This window comes from Shewanella sp. NKUCC05_KAH, from assembly GCF_019345585.1.
Classification (GTDB): Bacteria; Pseudomonadota; Gammaproteobacteria; order Enterobacterales; family Shewanellaceae; genus Shewanella; species Shewanella oncorhynchi.
Genome location: NZ_JAHKQZ010000013.1, coordinates 1 through 18,639, shown reverse-complemented (window position 1 = coordinate 18,639; position 18,639 = coordinate 1). Strand labels below are relative to the sequence as shown.

Genomic DNA, 18,639 nt, shown 5'->3' with positions numbered 1-18,639 from the left:
GATAACAATTCCAAGCTTGATAGCACTAAATGAATCTAAGTCGCAGCACTAAAACTTAAGCCACGGCACTAAAACTAAAGTGCAAAAAAACTAAAGCGCAAAAGTGGCGATGGTCTTTTGAATACCCACAACATCCGTGCCACGCTTGAGCTCTTTTACTAAAGGTTCGCTCTGGCCTGAAATCCAAATTTTAAGCTCGGCATCCATATCAAAATGCCCTGTCGTTTCCACTTCAAAATGGGTAATGGATTTATAAGGTATTGAATGGTAAGTAACCTTCTTGCCTGTAAGTCCCTGCTTATCAATTAAGATCAGGCGTTTATTGGTGAAAATAAACAAATCACGGATCACTTTGTAGGCGAGTTTTAATTCTTCTTGAATGCCCATGATAGGCCTTAATTCCTCGGCTAATTCCTGTAAATCAACCTCAGCAGCATTACCGAGTAAACCGTCTAACAATCCCATTTTAACATCCCTTATTATTAATATTATTTTCAATAAGATATCTGCTCATTACCGCATGTGCAATATAGGGCTTTGATGAAAATATGGGAGTGGCGATGGTGAGAGCAACATCAATGAGAAGTAGGCTGTTATAGGCGCGCAGATGCAAGCTGAATAGGTGCTAGGAGCATTGCACTCGGGCAATGCTCCTAATGACAAATATTAAAGGTGTTTCTGGCCTCGCACTTGACGGTTTTCACCGACCACCATCATTTCGCATTTAGGACAGTCGAAGACTAACTTGAGCACATCGTTGCCGATTTCAAGCACCATAGGATCGGCCTTGATCCCTGGCACTTCTTTCGGACACAGATTGAAGTTAAAGCGCAGGCAATGCTTAGTGATCATCAATGGCACGTCTTCGGTGACGCCATTTTTCTCATAGGTATCTTGAATTTCAATCACGCCGTGGCGTTGATAAAAATCCTTAGCCTTTTCGTTAGCAACATTACCTAAGTAACTCAAATGCTTGACGGGATAGACTGCATCTTGATTATGCTTCCACGGCAGTGGACGCACATAACCTTGCACACGGGCAGCCTCTAGAGCGGCAACGCCATCACGGCGCAGACCATTGAGCACAGACGCAGGCAAGAACCAAGCTTGGGCCGTATCGATACTGATGCTACGGGCAACAAAGTCGGTGCTGCCGAGCTTACCCAGCTGAGTGCGAGTATTTTGTAAGGTCTTATCGACATCTGTCGCGGGCGTCTTCTCGGCCACTAAATTCACTGTGGCTGTAAGGCCATAGATATCCGTCAAGGTCAGCGCCAGTCCGTCTTGGGTATCGCTCAACCGTAAATCAACGCCGATAATCCGCTTAGAAGATTCTTTAGATAACAGGGCTTCGAAGGCTTGGTTATGGTTACGGTACAAAGTCATGCCGACTTTTAAATCCTTTGGCACCTGCAATATATGCAGTTTTAACCCTTCGGCGCGGTTAACCCGCAGGCCTTGCAGCTTGTCATCGGATTGTTTTGCCATGGCAAAATTCGCAGGGAAAAATGCTAAGCCATCGCCGTTATTAAACTCATGGGTTGAGCTCACTTGGATAAAGTCTTTACCTATGCTGACCACTTTGCCGACTTCTTCGCCTATGTATTTAGGCGAGCGGAAATCTTTAATTCCTTGGCTACGTTCGTTAACAAAGTAATCTGTGCTGCCACGGTTAAAGGTCTTTTCAGGATCAGGGGTAAAACTATGTTCGCAGCGGCCGTGGGACGAAGCCTTAAACTCGGGACGACGCGCCATAATCGCATCCAGCTTTTGGCGATAATGCGCGGTGACGTTTTTAACGTAACTTAAATCTTTTAAGCGACCTTCAATCTTAAACGAGCGAATGCCCGCATCGATGAGCGCCTCAAGGTTTTCGGTTTGGTTATTGTCTTTTAAAGACAATAAATGTTCGTTCTGCGCTAACACATCACCTTGACGGGTTTTAAGATTGCCCGGCAGACGGCACATTTGCGAGCATTCACCGCGGTTAGCACTGCGGTTACTAAAGGAATGGCTCAAATTACATAAGCCACTGTAAGCCACACACAAAGCACCGTGGATAAAGAATTCGAGCTGCATATTAGTATGCGCGGCGACATCACGGATTTGGCTTAAGCCCAATTCACGGGCAAGCACAACCTGAGAAAAACCAACTTGCTCTAAAAACGCCACTTTTTCTGGGCTGCGGTTATCCATTTGGGTACTGGCATGAAGGGCAATCGGCGGCAAATTGAGCTGTAATACGCCCATGTCCTGCACAATCAGCGCATCGGCACCCGCTTCGTACAATTGCCAAATAAGTTTTTCGGCGTCGGCCAGTTCGTTATCCATCAAAATGGTATTGAGGGCGACGAATACCTGAGCATGATATTGATGAGCATAAGTACACAGGCGCGCGATATCTTCAACACTGTTACCCGCCGTTGCCCGCGCACCAAACGCAGGACCACCTATGTATACCGCATCGGCACCATGGCGTATGGCTTCGATACCGTAGTCAGCATTTTTTGCAGGCGCCAATAACTCAAGACGGTTATGGACGTGAGAAAGATTCTCGGGAGTGTATATCTCTGGCTGGCTCATGGCTTCACAGACTCAAAATGATCATTAACGAAAAGGACGGGAGTATAACAAAAACTCAAATACAGCTCTATCAGCAAATCATCAACTAATCCGCTTTACTTTTGTCAGCGAGGATAATGGCACAACCGATCTTTGGGCCTCACACTTGCACCCTCAAGCCGAGCAGAGTATCTTTGCCCCGCATTGACGAATAGGCACTATTTATGACTGATTTTATTTACCAACCACCGACCACTCCTTGGCTCGATATTCTTTATCAAGATAAAGACATTATCGTCATCAACAAACCTTCAGGATTGTTGTCTGTGCCCGGTCGCGACCCCGCCCATTACGACAGTGTCTATGCTCGAGTAAAAGCTGAGCATCCCCATTGCCAAATCGTCCATCGCCTCGATATGGCGACCTCAGGCGTGATAGTTGTCGCCCTTATTCGTAGCGCCGAGCGGGAATTAAAACGTCAGTTCCACGATAGAGAAACCAGCAAGACCTATTATGCAAGGGTTGCAGGCCATGTCAAAAATGACACTGGCAGCGTTGATTATCCACTGATCTGCGACTGGCCAAATCGCCCTAAACAGAAAGTCGATCATCTTGTTGGCAAACCGTCTTTGACTCACTACCAAGTAATGAGCCGCGCCAAACGCTCAACGCTGGTTAAACTGATGCCAATCACAGGCCGCTCACACCAATTACGGGTGCATATGATGGCGCTAGGACATCCGATCTTAGGTGATGGTTTTTATGCCGACTCACTGGCAAAATCCTTAGCGCCTCGACTATTGCTGCATGCAGCAGAACTCACCATCAAACATCCCTACTCGGGTGTCAGCATGACTTTTAGCGCAGAAGTGCCTTTTTGTGAGCCTTTGGGCGAACAATGATCACTAAAATCAAATAATACGGGCAAAATCGGTAGCAATTCCCCATAAAAAAACGTAACTTTATGACAATTCACTACGTTATAGAGAGTTTATTTATGGATACCGCATTTCAGCGCGATCAACTCGATAATCATATCCTCGAAGCCCTAATGCAGGATGCCCGCACACCCTTTGCCGAACTCGCTAAACGCTTTAGCGTGAGCGCCGGCACTATCCATGTTCGGGTAGAAAAAATGAAGCAAGCGGGGATCATTACAGGTGCGCAGATCACGGTAAACCCTAAAGCCCTAGGCTATGACGTTTGCTGTTTTATCGGTATCAACCTTAAAAGCGCTGGCGATTACCCCGCCGCTATCGCCAAACTCAACGCTCTCGAAGAAGTCGTCGAAGCCTATTACACCACAGGCAATTACAGCATTTTCGTCAAGGTCATGTGCCAATCCATCGACGGCTTGCAACACGTGCTCATCAATCGCATTCAATCTATCGATGAAATCCAGTCGACAGAAACCTTGATCAGCCTACAAAACCCAATCGTCAGAGCGGTTAAACCTTAAACAGGAAAAACAGCAAACACCTACAAACAACATAACAAATACCAAAGTGTGATTAACATCTTTTTTACCGCAAAAGTGTTAACCATACGATACTTTTGTGTTACAACTTCATTGCTACCGCCAAAGAGCGCAGCAAAAACTATAACAATTCAGCTACAGGCACGTTTAATAAAGTGCTGAAAGCATTAATTGACAAGGAAGAAGTTGTGAAGACAAAACTATCGATCGCTATCTCCGCTGCACTACTCTCAAGCGCAGCTATTGCTAACAGTGAATTTACATTTAAACCTTACTCTCCAGAAATAAGCGCGCATGATAAATATACTAAACCGCAAACATCAGCCACTAACCTCGATGCTCCACAACGTTTTATTGTTGAGATGGAATCTCCTGCACTAGCTAAGTATAGAGGCGGCATCGGCAACTTCGCAGCAACAGCTTTAAATTCGAAAAAAGAAAAACTAGATATTCAATCTACTAATGTCAAAAGCTATTCAAGTCACCTAGCTAAAGAGCAAAACGCTTTTGCTAGCAATTTAGCTAAAATTGCGCCAAATGCAAAAGTGGAACGTCATTTCCAAACACTTTTTAACGGTATAACAGTTGTTGGCCAAGGACTAAGTGTTGAAAAAATAGCCAAAATGCCTGGAGTGAAAGCAGTATACCCAGAGGCTATATATGAAACTAACATGGATGCATCACACCAAGTGATTAATACCCCAGCTATGTGGGAAGCCGTTTCCGGCATGGCTAATGCGGGCAAAGGAATGAAAGTTGCTATTATTGATGGCGGCATTCGTCCGGAAAACCCCATGTTTACCGATGCAGGCTTCACAGCACCCAGCGGTAGTCGACCATCGGATGACTACTGCTCGACTGTCGATGCTTCATTCTGTAACAACAAGCTGATCGTTGCGCGTTGGTCACAGCCAACATCACCTGTGTGTCCTAATGAATACATGAGTCCACTTAGCTATGGTGGTCACGGAACTCACGTTGCAGGTACCGCTGTCGGTAACAAGATATCAACTACTTATAAAGATATTCCCGTTCAACTATCTGGTGTAGCACCAGCAGCTTACCTTATGGTCTACAAGGCTCTTTACAGTAAGCCTGATTGCACAGGCGGAACCGGCTCTAACATCATGTTAATGGAAGCCTTAGAGCATGCTGTTAATGATGGTGCAGATGTAATCAACAACTCATGGGGGGGGAGTGCTGGTAGTGATCCAGCTAGCAGCCCATACAAAACCATGTTTGAAGCTGCAGAAGCTGCGGGGGTTGTTGTAGTTAGCGCTGCCGGTAACGATGGTAATGGTCCTCAAACTATCGGCTGCCCTGCTTGTATTGAATCAGGAATAACTGTTGCTAACACTACAACAGGGCGTTTTTTCGCTAATAGCTTTAATACCGGTGGTGATGATTTACTTGCTATCCCAAGTTCTGATGCAGTGCTTTCAGAAGATATTACCGCTCCAGTGATTGCGGCCGTTAATTTAGATGCTGAAAATGCCAATGGTTGTGATGCCTTTGCTGCGGATTCGTTCAAAGATGGCATTGCATTGATTTCTCGCGGAACATGTAACTTCTCATTAAAAGCCACAAACGCAAAAGCTGCAGGCGCTAAAGCCCTTGTAGTTTATAACAATGCGGCAGGTGCACCAACGACTATGTCTATGCCTGGTGAACCATTCCCTGCTGTCATGATTACGAAAGATGCAGGTTTAGCCGTAATTGAAGCCATGGGAGATGCTGCAACAACAGGTACGATAGTTGCAAAAACTAAACGTATCATGGTTTCTGAACTTGCTGATAACCTAAATAGCACCAGTTCACGCGGTCCTGATGGCAACCAAAATATTCTTAAACCGGATATTGCAGCACCTGGTACCAACATTCTGTCAGCTTTTTCTCCTGATGATGGTGGTGAAGACTTTAATATGATCTCTGGCACCAGTATGGCAAGCCCGCACGTAGCAGGTGCTGCAGCTATGATGCGTCAATTACATCCAGATTGGTCTGCAAACGATATTAAAACTGCTTTAACATCAACAGCTAAATTTGATGATATTTTAGATGATGATGCAACAACACCAGCCACACCATTTGGTATGGGTGCTGGACGCATGGATTTAGATGCTGCAGCCAAAGCTATATTAACGTTCGACAAACCATCCATCGCATCAGACTCTTGTGTTGGTCCATGTACTTTCACTCGAACGGTATATAACAAGAGTGACGCAAAAACATCTTGGAACTTATCAACTTCATCCGATAGTACAGGTATAACAGTATCACCTTCTAGCTTAGAACTTGCCGCAGGAGCCTCTGCCACGTTTACTGTAACCGTTGACTCAACTTTCGCAGAATATGGTGAGTGGATTTTTGGTAATGTAATGATAAGCAGCACCGAAGGACTGCAAGATGCTCACTTACCTTTGGCTGTGTTAGCTAAAGAGTCAAGTGATGCCTCACTGATTTCGACTATGAGCAAGAAAACCGAACTTAACGCAACCGATGCGATTCCAATATCAGTTGTGATTAACAATAACTCATTTGACAGTACAGTGACTATTACAGCGCAAGCACCAGAAGGCACGAAACTAACATCGAAAGATGATGTAAAAGTTAGCTTAGCTGGCGCGACGCAAAATGGTTTACAAATCAACGAAGATATAGGCAACATTACTTGGGTTGGGTCACTTAATCTTCCTAAAATGACGACAACTAAGGGCTCAGCTGGTTTCCCAAGCATAGTGAGTCTAGGGGTCAAACCAATTACTTGTCCAGAAGGTTGTGATGAACAAGCGTTCACCTTTACTGTGCCTAGCTTTAAATACAATGGGGTTAGCTATTCCAGCATCACTATGTCTGACAATGGTCTAGCGATTGTTGGAGGTGGAAGTGCAAGTGGTACATTTGCGAACAAAAAGCTACCTGATGGCAGCAACCCAAATAACATTTTAGCGCCCTTCTGGTCAGATTTTGATTTATCAGATAAATCTGCTGGCGATACTGGCGGTGGTGACTTAGCCGTTGGTGTATTCACAGATGATGATGGAGTTAAATGGTTAGCTTTAGAGTGGAATAAAGGCCAACTCTATGGTGATACATCAAATACACCTTATACGTTTAGCATTTGGATTAAGACAGGTAATACTGAAGAGGTTGTATTCAATTACATAAATATTCCAAATATGCCTTCAAACGTCACTATCGGCGCTGAAAATATAGGCGGAACAATTGGAACAACTTACCACTTTAATGGTGAAGGTGATTCGGTTGTAACAGGTAATACATTGACGCTGAAAAACACAACGGCAGGTAATGTTACTATCGACTATCTGGCTAAAGCGACAGAATTCTCCTTTGGCACTGGCGATATGGCAGAGGCTACAGAAGAAACCTCAATAGAAATTGATTTGCTCGCAAATGATATCAATCCAGATCAAAAAGTTGCTCGCGCATCAATCACAGGCAATGGCATAACCGCCAGTGCACAGCGTGTTTTGGATATTGCTCCTGTAGGTACATTGTCTAAAGCAACTGTAGTAGACGCACCTGCCAATGGTACTGTCACTATCAGTGAAGCTGGCATTGCGACTTATCAGCCTAAGAAAGACTTCTTTGGCACCGATAGCTTCACTTACAGCGTCGAAGATGCCGATGGCAACGTATCAAAAGCGACTAAAGTGACTGTGACAGTTGCTAATGTCAATGATGCACCAACTGTCGCCCCAACAGGAGAAACCTTGCCTACAGGCCAAAAAATCACCGTCATGTCAAATGCTAAAGATGTCGATGGCGATGCACTCACCTATATTTGGACACAGACATCAGGTCCTACAGTGACTTTTGATCCTGCAGCAAAAAATATTAGCTTTACCCCAAAAGAGCAGGGAACCTATACATTTACTGTTATTGCGAATGATGGCACATTAAACAGTAATACTGGTGAAGTGACTGCGGTTGCTGCACCAAATAAAAATACAGACAATGGAGGAGGTTCACTCGGTTGGTTAACCGCCTTATTGTTACCACTGGCGGCAATACGTCGTCGTATGAAGTAACGAGTTGTTAGACAATAAAAGGGAGCCTTAATGGCTCCCTTTTTCTATTACGCTCTAAAGAAATATCTCTAGGAACGCAGACCTATTCCGCGCGAAACTAAGTAATACGCTAAGGTCCACAGGGCGACACAGAAACCGATCATAATGGCGATGGATAATGGCACGCTGATATCGGCAAAGCCTAAAAAGCCGTAGCGGAACACGTTGATCATATAGACCACAGGGTTAAGTGCCGACACGCCTTGCCAAAATGGGGGCAAGAGTGACAGGGAATAAAATACGCCCCCAAGGTAAGTTAATGGGGTAAGCACAAAGGTGGGGATGATACTGATATCGTCGAAGCTTTTGGCAAAAACAGCGTTAATTAAGCCACCCAATGAGAATAGCACTGAGGTTAAAAATACCGTCATCACCACTAAACCTGCGTGATGTAAGCTAATGTCGACAAAGAACATGGCCACTAACGTCACTATCAGGCCAACACACAAACCGCGCGCCACGCCGCCGCCTACGTAGCCAGCAATCAGCACATAATGGGGCACAGGTGCCACCATCAGCTCTTCTAAATTACGTTGAAACTTGGCACTGTAAAATGAGCTAGCAACATTCGAGTAAGAGTTAGTGATCACCGACATCATGATCAAACCAGGGGCGATAAACTCCATATAAGATACGCCGCCCATTTCTCCAATCCGGCTGCCGACTAAGTTACCAAAAATCAAAAAATACAAGGTCATGGTAATCGCTGGCGGGACTAAGGTCTGGATCCAAATTCGCGTAAAACGATTAATCTCTTTACTTAAAATACTTTTAAAGGCAATAAAGTAGAGCTGATTCATGCTGAGGCTCCCTGAGTTTTCTTCACGAGTTCGACGAAGAGTTCTTCTAACCGATTAGACTTGTTACGCATCGATAGCACTTCAATATTGGCTGCGCTCAATTGGCTAAAGACATCGTTAAGATTATGCTCTTTCGCCACATCCACCTCTAAGGTATGAGAGTCGGTTAAGCGACAAGCCATGCCATCGAGCACGGGGGCCGTTTCAGTATCGCGACGAAGATCGAGAATAAAAGTCTCCATATTCAGCTTACTCAGCAACGCCTTCATGCTAGTGCATTCCACTAAAATACCTTTATCGATAATGCCGATATTACGGCAAAGCATTTCCGCTTCTTCAAGGTAATGAGTGGTCAGGATGATCGTCACGCCCTGCTGGTTTATTTGTTTAAGAAACTCCCACATAGAGCGGCGCAGTTCAATATCCACACCTGCGGTAGGTTCATCTAAAATCAATAATTTAGGTTCGTGCATCAGCGCGCGCGCAATCATTAACCGTCGCTTCATGCCGCCGGATAATTCCCGCGAAGGGCTATTGCGCTTTTCCCACAGATCCAGTTGGCTTAAGTATTTTTGGGCACGCTCAAGGGCGATAGGTTTTGGCACACCATAGTAACCCGCTTGATTCACCACAATTTGCAGCACGGTTTCAAACTGGTTGAAGTTAAACTCTTGTGGCACTAAACCAATGCAGAGCTTGGCGTGTTCTAGCTGCTTATCGATATCATAATCAAAGACTTTGACCGTACCTGAACTCTTCTGCACTAAGGAGCTAATAATACCAATCGTGGTGGATTTACCCGCACCATTGGGGCCGAGCAAGGCAAAGAAATCCCCTTGATTGACGGTAAGGCTGATGCCTTTGACCGCTTCTACACCGCCTTTATAGGTTTTTTTAAGCCCTTCGAGTACCAGAGCATGGGTAATATTCGCCATATTTGTACCGATCCTTACACATTAGAAAGTAATAAGATGGTGCTAAAAAACACAATTACAATGATGGGTTGCAGAACTAACGCAAAAAGTTAGCTAATTGATTGAAAAGACACTCTTTAATGATTCAATCATTAATACTTTTTATATTGCCGCAAAAAGCAAAACTCCCGCCTGTTGCGGGAGTTTTAAACTGTATCGGACACTTAATCGAGTGGTACGACTTTGGCGATATAAGGTAGATTGCGATACTGCTCAGCATAATCAATACCATAACCTACGATAAACTCATCAGGGATAGTAAAACCGATAAAATCGACCTTCACATCCACTTCACGACGCTCAGGTTTATCCAACAGGGTGCACAGTGCAAGACTCTTAGGCTCCCGCAGTAACAACATCTCGCGCACTTTGCTTAAAGTGTTACCTGAGTCAATCAAGTCTTCCACAATCAATACATCGCGACCGGCGATATCTGATTGCACATCTTTCAGCACTTTCACATCCCGTGAGCTGGTCATAGTATTGCCATAACTGGAAACCGACATAAAATCGATTTCAACATGGCCTTTAATGCGGCGACACAGGTCAGCCATAAAGACCACTGAGCCTTTTAACAAGCCTACCATCAGCAGACGTTCACTGTGGGCATAATGGGCATTGATTAGCTCGGCCATTTGATCCAATTTCTGGCTTATCTCTTCAGCAGAGATCATCACTTCGGTGGTGTGTTTCATATAAGTCTCAATTGTCGAGGTCGCGGTTAGACTGTTTGTCATAACCCCAGCGACTCGTTAATGCATGGTCAACGCCCAAATGATCGAGAATTCGAGCGACCATGAAGTCTACCAGATCTTCTACCGATTTGGGATTGTGATAAAAGCCGGGTGCAGCGGGCATAATGGTCGCGCCGAGGCGAGAAAGGCTTAACATATGCTCTAAGTGTATGGCACTAAAAGGAGTTTCCCTCGGTACTAGGATAAGTTGGCCGCGCTCTTTAATCACCACATCGGCGGCGCGTTCGAGTAAATTATTACTCATTCCGGTAGCAACTGCCGCTAACGTCCCCGTTGAGCAAGGACAAATCACCATTTGTTTAGGTGCTGCGCTACCCGATGCAGGCGGTGAAAACCACTCATCTTTGCCTAATACCACTAACTCGCCAGCAATAATCACGCCTTTTTCGTGCAGCAAAGCCAACAGCTGGGCATGGGCTTTGTCACTGTTGGCGCTTAACTGTAAGCCGTGTTCCGTCGCCAATACCACTCGAGCGGCACTGGAGATCATCAAAAACACTTGATAACCCGATACCAACAGACACTCGAGTAACTTAAGCCCATAGGGCGCACCAGAGGCGCCCGTCCAAGCTAAGCTAATCGCCTTAGTCGACTTTGCGTAGGCCATCTTAGCTAACCTGCTCTACAGTTGAAGCCTGTTCTAATGCGGCCAGCAGCTTCTTATGTAACCCACCAAAACCACCGTTACTCATCACCACTATGGTGTCGCCTGCTTTGGCGGTTGCTGCGACTTTCGCGACCACATCATCAATTTGATGTAACACAGTCACAGGGATCACCGCCGCTTCCATGGCTTCTTTCATATTCCAGTCGATGGTATCAGCTTGATATAAAAAGGCTTCGTCGGCTTGCATCATAGAAAAAGCTAAAGTGTCTTTATGGACACCGCTCTTCATGGTATTTGAGCGCGGCTCGAGTACCACAGTAATTTTGCTCTGCCCAACCTTAGCCCGCATACCTTTTAACGTGGTCGCAATGGCCGTCGGATGGTGGGCAAAATCGTCATATACGCTCACACCGTTAACGGTTCCGAGTAATTCGAGTCGACGCTTAGGTGGCATAAACTTAGCTAAAGCTTCAATTGCAGCACTCGGCTTAACGCCAACGTGACGCGCGGCAGCAATGGCCATCATGGCGTTTTCAATATTGTGCTGACCAATCAAATCCCATTCGAGAACACCTTGGGACTCGCCATCAAAAAACACTTCAAAGCGATGGCAATCATCACTTAACGCTTTGCCATACCAACCGCTGGTCGATTCGGCTAAATGGTAGGTTTCTTGCTCACTCCAACACCCCATATCAATCGTTTGCTTAACGGCATGGGAATCGGCGGGCCAAATGATCTTGCCTTCACCAGGAACGGTGCGAATTAAGTGGTTAAACTGTTTTTGAATCGCAGCCAGATCAGCAAAAATATCGGCATGATCGAACTCAAGATTGTTGATCACTAAGGTACGCGGATGATAATGCACGAATTTCGAACGTTTATCGAAGAAGGCACTGTCGTATTCGTCGGCCTCAACGACAAAGAAAGCGGTCTTGCCTAAACGTGCCGACACACCAAAGTTTTGCGGTACGCCACCGATTAAGAACCCAGGCTCATAACCACAATCATCTAAAATCCAGGCTAACATGCTAGAAGTCGAGGTTTTACCGTGAGTGCCAGACACTGCCAGCACCCAACGCTCAGGCAAAATATGATCGGCTAAAAACTGCGGGCCAGAGGTATAAGGGATGCCAATGTTCAACACGGCTTCCACACAAGGATTACCCCGGCTCATGGCATTACCAATGACAACTAAGTCAGGATAGTGCCCTGCTTCACCTAGCTGGCTAGGATCAAAACCTTGAATAAGCTCAATGCCTTGGTCCTCTAGTTGCGTGCTCATTGGAGGATAGACATTGGCATCCGAGCCCGTCACTCTGTGCCCTTTGGCCCTAGCCAATAACGCTAGACCACCCATGAAGGTTCCACAAATTCCTAAAATATGTACGTGCATACCGCTCGCTCTGATGTGTTGAATTCACCGCCATTCTAATCCATCGGGAGACAGATTGGCAGGTAACAATCGGTGAAAAGCACTGCAATCACAAATGACAGTTTTTAAATCCGTGGATTTCACATTCAAGTTGCAGAACTGAGATTTTTAGATAACAGGTCAACTAACACAAGGCCGAAAACTGTCGCAATGCAGGGTACTATACCCAAACAACCTGAAGATGCAGGATTCAGCGGGAATTTAACGCACTTTAGGCAAGGCGGTTATTTGCAGACCTAGCGGGCTAAGTTAAAAATAACCAACGCAGCATAAAGTGCGTTAAAACCCGCCGGAACGGAGCGCCTAGGGCACTTCACTTCCGTGTTGCATCAATTCAAAAGGTGGCCGACATTCTGTCATTGATGCGCCTTGAATTGAAGCACCCTAGGCGCTCTGAAACTCGTATCTTCAGGTTGCTTGGGTATAGCGTAAGTCACGGTAGAGCTGAGCGTGCTGGCTACGGTGCCGACTAAATAAGAATTGACGTAACGCTTCACGCTCTTCAGTTTCGGCCTGAAACTTAACAAAGGCCAGACCTTTCTCGCTACGAATAGGCTCGATATCGACGCGCATAGTCTCGCCATTGGGCAATTGTAATTGCAGATCTTTACTGCCTAACAATTGCTTAAATTGCTGCTGTGATTTAGCACGGATGGCCATGCCAGAACTGGATAACGAGGCAACAGACCATTGCTCACCTTGATCGTGGTCGAATATCCACACATCATCGGCTTGAGTTAACCGCCAACTGCGCTCCACTCCCGAGGCATCGAGCACTTCAGGTACACCTAAAGTGGGTTGAAACTGACCAAAGTCATCCACTTTCATCAGTAGCGGAAACCAGAGTTTATAGGGCCCGACTTCGGCCAATAAAGTGAGTTTTGCCTTGCCGAGAATCGAGGCAATAACTTGCGGCACTTCAGTTGTGACTGTGAGCACGTGATTGACCAGGGGATCGTTAGTCAAGGCAGTGCCCACACGAGTCGGCGAAAAAAGTTCGCTAAAACAAGCAAGCTCCTCCGCGGATAATCGAGGTTCATCCATCATGATACGTCCTCCCAAGTTAAATTCCTTATCCCAAAAAGTACCACCAAAGTATGGGATTGTACATTTTTACACCAAAACAGTGGCAAAAAACGGAATATAGGCTAGCAAGGCTAAATTCAAGACTCTATTAGCCATTTGCGCTATTTAACTTGGAAAATGCAGTGGATTGTTATTCCTCGCTTTTTAAACTGCTGGAAGGCGGAGCAAACAAGATACGTAGTCGTTGTTTAACACTCAAACCTATCGCTGTGACCTCTGCAAACATGTCTCGCCATTCACTAAAAGTCACTTTAAAGGGATTAAAACTATTCACTGGCTTAGTAATGCCGTAAATCACAGTCTCCACTTCGGGCTCAAAGGTACCAAACAGCTTGTCCCAAATAATCAGCACGCCCGCATAGTTTTTATCTATATATTGGGGATTACGACCGTGGTGCACCCTGTGATGTGACGGTGTATTGAAGACCCATTCCAGCGGTCCGAGTGATTTAATCGCTTGGGTATGCACAAAAAATTGCAATCCCAGATTGAGTAATACCACAAACACCACCCAGTTTGGATCGAAACCTATGACCACCAGCGGTAACCAAAATACCCACATGCCTGCAAAGGGATACATTAAACTCTGACGAAACGCAGTGCTAAAATTCATATTCTCAGAGCTATGGTGCACCACGTGAGCCGCCCACATCCAGCGGACTCTGTGGCTCGCCCTGTGGAACCAGTAATAACAAAAGTCCTGCGCAACCATCAAGGCAATAAAGCTCAATGGGCCCATTTCAATATCGAATAACTTCCAACCAAAAATCGCCAAATATAGCTTAGCGATCAGCAAACCAGTGAGTAAATCAGCACCTTGATGCATGGCCGCGAGGCTGAAATTACACAGCACTTCTTGGCCGCGATAACGTGCACTTAACGGTAGCTTTTGTCTTTTATCGCCAAAGTACCATTCCAGCAAAATACACACGAAAAATAAAGGTGCAAGCACTAGCAGTAACAATTCTGGGTGCTGGATCAGCGAGGCGACATCCATATAAGATCATCCTGTTCTATTTTTATTTTATGGTTATTTTTATTATTACTTTTATAAAAATTCTGACTGCATTCTATAAACCGCATTCAACGCCACAACGTAGGCAGCTGCGATCCGTTAGTCATCGTTAGCTACCAGCGGGCATAATGATCTTCGGCGAGTCCCAGAACATTATTTAACTGGTAACTGTGTCCTTGATTATCGGTAATAGTGCCGCTGAAATGGCCGATGAATTGGCGGAAATTACTCTTAAGCAAGAGCAAATTACGCTTTTCACTGCGACAATTGCGCGCCGCAAACTGCAAATCCACTTGGCCATTTTGACTGTGGACTCGCCAAACCTCGGCGCCGAGCGTGGCATGGCGATCAAACTCAAATTGCACTGGCCCAAGCAAATGACGCTCACCATTAATCCAAAAGACATTTTCAGTAGCCCCAGTTTCATTGACACCCGCCGCTAAATTAAGTCCCATAATGCCCTCATGGATCCGCGCGTTAATTGACGCCCAGCGCCAACTGGTATCACGGCGCATGTAACCCGCCGAAAAGTCATAGCCTGCTAAAGCTTGATTCAGCGGCTGCGGCTCATGACCCACAGTCAAACTACCTTTAACGGTCAAACCATTATGCTTTTGTGTGTAAGTCCAGCCGTTGTATCCAGTAGGACTACACATAGCCATAGGCAAACTTAAGGGGGCTGAGTGTAAAGTCACATCGGCTTGAATGTTTTTAGTATCAATTACTAACCGCCAACCGCCCTCTACAATCTCAAAGCTTAACTGCGCCCCTTTACGGCCAATACTACTTCGCCCCTCGGCGGGCGATGGCGTCATTTGATAGCCAAACCTCAAAGGTTTTAACCAATCAAGCTGGGTGAGTATGTTGGTTTTTATGTCGTATAAATAGCAAAAAGCACTGCCGACGTAGGCAATATCGGCAAGCGCGATGCCTAGGACATAACGCGGCGTGACCAAAGAGACAAACTGAAATTGTTTATAATCGAAATGCTTAGCCCACGCTGAAGCAGGATTATCCATAGTATCGAAATAGGCAAAGTCCGCTAAACCTAAGGTTTTGACTATGCCATCGAAATGACCAAAATGGGGTAACCCCTTCGGATTGATCAGGTTATCTGGGGCGATTTGCGTTGCTATCGTTAACATGACTAAGCCTTACAAAAAAGACGCGGGAGCATCTATGCTCTCTCATTCTAAACATCGAATTTTTACTCTAACCTGTCCCCCATTGCATTAAAAGAGTGCAAGGACAAAATGTTGTCATTTTGTTGCCAGCCAGTGTTCGGTTTAATGTTTTAAATTCCTTGTTTGTAAAACGATTAAAGCGCCTAAAGGCGCTTTAATCGTTGGATAAGGAGAGATTAGAATCGGTAACTAATACCAAAGTTGATCCCCTGTAATTCAAGCTCTTTCATCGGGATATATTGGTATTCCAAATTCAAACCGAATCCTGACTTAAATCGATATTGCCAGCCTGCAGCGCCATAAAAACCGACATCATCCGAGTCCATATCTTGTTTATCTATCTCATAGCTGACTTGAGTGTAAGCAGCGCCTAATTTGGCATACAGGCTGTTACCACGAGACAAAGCATACTCACCGTAAGCGGCGGTTCTAACACCTTGGTAACGTAAATCTTTTATCTCACTGATGACGCTAACAAGCGCACTCGCCACCCCACCTGAACCCGCTAAATAACCCGCCTCAAACCCAAAATGCTCGTTGAGCATATAGCGGTAATATAAGTCGCTGGTTAAGGTGTCACCCGCATCATATTTACCGTTCTTAGTTTCAAATTCTTGGGTACCGTAACCTAAACTACCACCCAGTATATGGGCAGAATCGCCCGCGAGCGCATTGGAGCTCATCAGGCCTGACGCCAGCATCAGGCCAACAAATAACGAAGTGAATGATATTTTTTCCATATTTAACCTGCCTTCCATGCCTTGTAACTATGCGAATAAATGATGTGAATGCACAGAAAACACGGATGTGAATAATGAGCACAAGATATTAGCAATAAAAGCTGTACCTCAACTGAATCACGGTGTTCTGTGGCATCAAAAGTGATTTCTGGTATGCTGTAGCCACTTTTACTTGTACGAGAGATCCCATGAAACGGCTATTACTGACCTTGACTTTCCCCCTGCTGTTCGCGGGCTGTGCCAGCCAAAATCCGACTCATATGGCTTTCAGCCCTCAAGTGCCCAATATCAGCCAACAAACGGCGCAACTTGTACCTATCGCTCTTGAAACGGTAGATACACGCACAGTCGATTATGTTGCTCGTTTTATTGAAGAAGGGACAAAAACACGTTTAGTTGGCCCGAGCGAACCGCCTAAACTGTTACTCGATGAAGTATTCCGCGCAGGTTTTGCTCAAGCGGGCTACCAAATCGACCCAAGCGCAACTAATTCAGTGCAAATTCAATTAGAAGAATTGCAAATGGATATCACTAAAAAGACCTTTGGCTATGAGGCAAAACACAGTGTGTTAATCGCAGTTCAAGCCAAAAATTCCACCCAAGAGCTGGTAAAACGCTATAAAGCCAAAGGCACTTTAAAAGGTCCTTTAACGCCCGATTTTGCAACCTTAGAACTGGATATGAACAAATTGCTCGGCCAACTTACCGGCGAGATTCTAAACGATCCTGAGCTTAATCAGTTTCTACAAAAATAACAGCGTCAGTTTATTATAAGGAAATCAATATGCTCCGTTGGATATCAGCCCTCTTGCTCATCTTTATGAGTCATCATAGCCTCGCACTCGACATTCAGGCCGATACCTTGTATCCCAGAGTCGAATTTGATACTAGCTTAGGCAAAATAGTGGTCGAGCTAGATAGAACTCGTGCACCAATCACTGTCGATAACTTTTTAACTCATGTCGTTAAAGGCGAATACGACAACACGATATTTCACCGCGTGATCAGTGACTTTGTGGTGCAGGGCGGCGGACTCACCCCTAAGTATGAAGAGTTGCCAGACGGCAAGCCGATAGTCAACGAATCAGGAAATGGCCTAACAAATAGCATGGGCACTATCGCCATGGCACGTGAAAACGAGCCGCACTCAGCCACTCGTCAGTTCTACTTTAACGTAGCCGACAACACTAAACTCGATCCCTCTAAACGTCGTTGGGGTTATGCCGTATTTGGTGAAGTGATTGAAGGTAAAACCGTCCTCGAAGCTATGGCTGTCGTTGAGACAGGAACTAACACTAAGCTCAATTGGCCCGATGTTCCTGTTACCCCTATCATATTGAAAAAAGCCAAATTATTACCAAAACAGTAATCAAAATATAATTTCGAGCAAAAGCGCTAATTTTGCATCTATACTGTGATAGTAAACAGAAAGGAGGCAAACGATGACGGCAACTGAGTTCATCGATAATAAAGCGCCCCAACTCGCCTTCTATGGAAAAGCGTTTTTGAGTGAAGAACTCGACTTCCATGAAGTGCAACTTTACTTATGGGACACGTTAGAAGAATGGCAGCAACTGAATTCGACTGGCGAAGCGCAAACTGAAACTGAAAAAGTGTTTTGGCACTTGCTCCACAGCTTTAACAGGTGGCCTGACTGTGTAATCCGCGGTAATCAATATCTGCGTAAGCAAGTAAATGATTGCTGTGACTACCTGAGTTTAGGAGGCCGAGTGCCGCAGGGATGCATCGGGATAAGACCTTAAGTTCAGCATTCCTATCGATAAAAAATGGCCCTGTAATAGTAATGCCGTTCACTTAAGAGTGAACGGCATTTTTCTTGGTCTAACCGGGAACTTGTTTTTGCTCATTTTAAGAACTCGTGGATATGCCCTTTCCCGTTTACCATCCAGCTT

The 18,639-nt window shown here is 45.3% G+C and carries 17 protein-coding genes; 6 read left to right on the top strand and 11 right to left on the bottom strand.

Features of this window, described 5'->3' with window-relative positions:
* Positions 1 to 90: 90 nt before the first annotated feature.
* Positions 91 to 465 (bottom strand): PH domain-containing protein, encoded by a 375-nt coding sequence (locus KO533_RS12740; RefSeq protein ID WP_105250128.1) that lies wholly within the window; start codon positions 463 to 465, stop codon positions 91 to 93.
* Positions 466 to 666: 201 nt separating this feature from the next.
* The gene (locus tag KO533_RS12735; RefSeq protein ID WP_219234446.1) at positions 667 to 2,583 is read right to left on the bottom strand and encodes a U32 family peptidase; all 1,917 of its coding nucleotides are present in this window, start codon (positions 2,581 to 2,583) and stop codon (positions 667 to 669) included.
* 203 nt (positions 2,584 to 2,786) lie between these two features.
* Between KO533_RS12735 and rluA the strand changes: the two genes are divergently transcribed.
* The 3 genes from rluA (at position 2,787) to KO533_RS22770 (ending at position 8,091) form a co-directional block, all read left to right on the top strand.
* Complete coding sequence (rluA, locus tag KO533_RS12730) at positions 2,787 to 3,464, top strand: bifunctional tRNA pseudouridine(32) synthase/23S rRNA pseudouridine(746) synthase RluA (RefSeq protein WP_028761728.1); 678 nt, start codon at positions 2,787 to 2,789, stop codon at positions 3,462 to 3,464.
* 95 nt (positions 3,465 to 3,559) lie between these two features.
* A complete protein-coding gene (gene asnC, locus KO533_RS12725) occupies positions 3,560 to 4,021 on the top strand; it encodes a transcriptional regulator AsnC (protein WP_006080290.1) in 462 nt (153 codons plus the stop codon).
* 206 nt (positions 4,022 to 4,227) lie between these two features.
* Complete coding sequence (locus KO533_RS22770; protein WP_219254479.1) at positions 4,228 to 8,091, top strand: S8 family serine peptidase; 3,864 nt, start codon at positions 4,228 to 4,230, stop codon at positions 8,089 to 8,091.
* Between the two features lie 68 nt (positions 8,092 to 8,159).
* Here KO533_RS22770 and KO533_RS12715 read toward each other — a convergent pair whose 3' ends face one another.
* The 9 genes from KO533_RS12715 to KO533_RS12675 form a co-directional block, all read right to left on the bottom strand.
* Complete coding sequence (locus KO533_RS12715) at positions 8,160 to 8,930, bottom strand: ABC transporter permease (protein ID WP_006080287.1); 771 nt, start codon at positions 8,928 to 8,930, stop codon at positions 8,160 to 8,162.
* The gene (locus KO533_RS12710) at positions 8,927 to 9,865 is read right to left on the bottom strand and encodes an ABC transporter ATP-binding protein (protein WP_219254477.1); all 939 of its coding nucleotides are present in this window, start codon (positions 9,863 to 9,865) and stop codon (positions 8,927 to 8,929) included. The genes KO533_RS12715 and KO533_RS12710 overlap by 4 nt, the downstream gene beginning before the upstream one ends.
* A gap of 203 nt (positions 9,866 to 10,068) precedes the next feature.
* The gene (gene hpt / locus KO533_RS12705; protein WP_028761726.1) at positions 10,069 to 10,599 is read right to left on the bottom strand and encodes a hypoxanthine phosphoribosyltransferase; all 531 of its coding nucleotides are present in this window, start codon (positions 10,597 to 10,599) and stop codon (positions 10,069 to 10,071) included.
* Between the two features lie 7 nt (positions 10,600 to 10,606).
* Positions 10,607 to 11,266 carry a flavin prenyltransferase UbiX gene (locus KO533_RS12700; RefSeq protein ID WP_028761725.1) on the bottom strand — a complete coding sequence of 220 codons (660 nt, stop codon included), beginning with the start codon at positions 11,264 to 11,266 and terminating at the stop codon, positions 10,607 to 10,609.
* A 1-nt stretch (position 11,267) separates the two neighbouring features.
* Entirely contained in the window at positions 11,268 to 12,662 is a 1,395-nt protein-coding gene (mpl, locus tag KO533_RS12695) for a UDP-N-acetylmuramate:L-alanyl-gamma-D-glutamyl-meso-diaminopimelate ligase (protein ID WP_219254474.1), read from the bottom strand.
* A 447-nt stretch (positions 12,663 to 13,109) separates the two neighbouring features.
* Complete coding sequence (locus tag KO533_RS12690; protein WP_063883553.1) at positions 13,110 to 13,748, bottom strand: hypothetical protein; 639 nt, start codon at positions 13,746 to 13,748, stop codon at positions 13,110 to 13,112.
* 169 nt (positions 13,749 to 13,917) lie between these two features.
* Positions 13,918 to 14,784, bottom strand: coding sequence for a sterol desaturase family protein (locus KO533_RS12685; protein ID WP_219254473.1), 867 nt, complete (start codon positions 14,782 to 14,784; stop codon positions 13,918 to 13,920).
* Positions 14,785 to 14,915: 131 nt separating this feature from the next.
* Positions 14,916 to 15,947 (bottom strand): DUF2804 domain-containing protein, encoded by a 1,032-nt coding sequence (locus tag KO533_RS12680; protein ID WP_219254471.1) that lies wholly within the window; start codon positions 15,945 to 15,947, stop codon positions 14,916 to 14,918.
* 215 nt (positions 15,948 to 16,162) lie between these two features.
* Positions 16,163 to 16,726, bottom strand: coding sequence for a porin family protein (locus KO533_RS12675; protein WP_173497291.1), 564 nt, complete (start codon positions 16,724 to 16,726; stop codon positions 16,163 to 16,165).
* 188 nt (positions 16,727 to 16,914) lie between these two features.
* Here KO533_RS12675 and KO533_RS12670 point away from each other — a divergent pair, with 188 nt between their 5' ends.
* From KO533_RS12670 to KO533_RS12660, 3 genes are all read left to right on the top strand, one after another.
* A complete protein-coding gene (locus KO533_RS12670; protein ID WP_105250136.1) occupies positions 16,915 to 17,481 on the top strand; it encodes a YajG family lipoprotein in 567 nt (188 codons plus the stop codon).
* A 29-nt stretch (positions 17,482 to 17,510) separates the two neighbouring features.
* Positions 17,511 to 18,095 carry a peptidylprolyl isomerase gene (locus tag KO533_RS12665; protein ID WP_168824782.1) on the top strand — a complete coding sequence of 195 codons (585 nt, stop codon included), beginning with the start codon at positions 17,511 to 17,513 and terminating at the stop codon, positions 18,093 to 18,095.
* 73 nt (positions 18,096 to 18,168) lie between these two features.
* Entirely contained in the window at positions 18,169 to 18,489 is a 321-nt protein-coding gene (locus KO533_RS12660) for a hypothetical protein (protein ID WP_028761869.1), read from the top strand.
* Positions 18,490 to 18,639 lie beyond the last annotated feature (150 nt).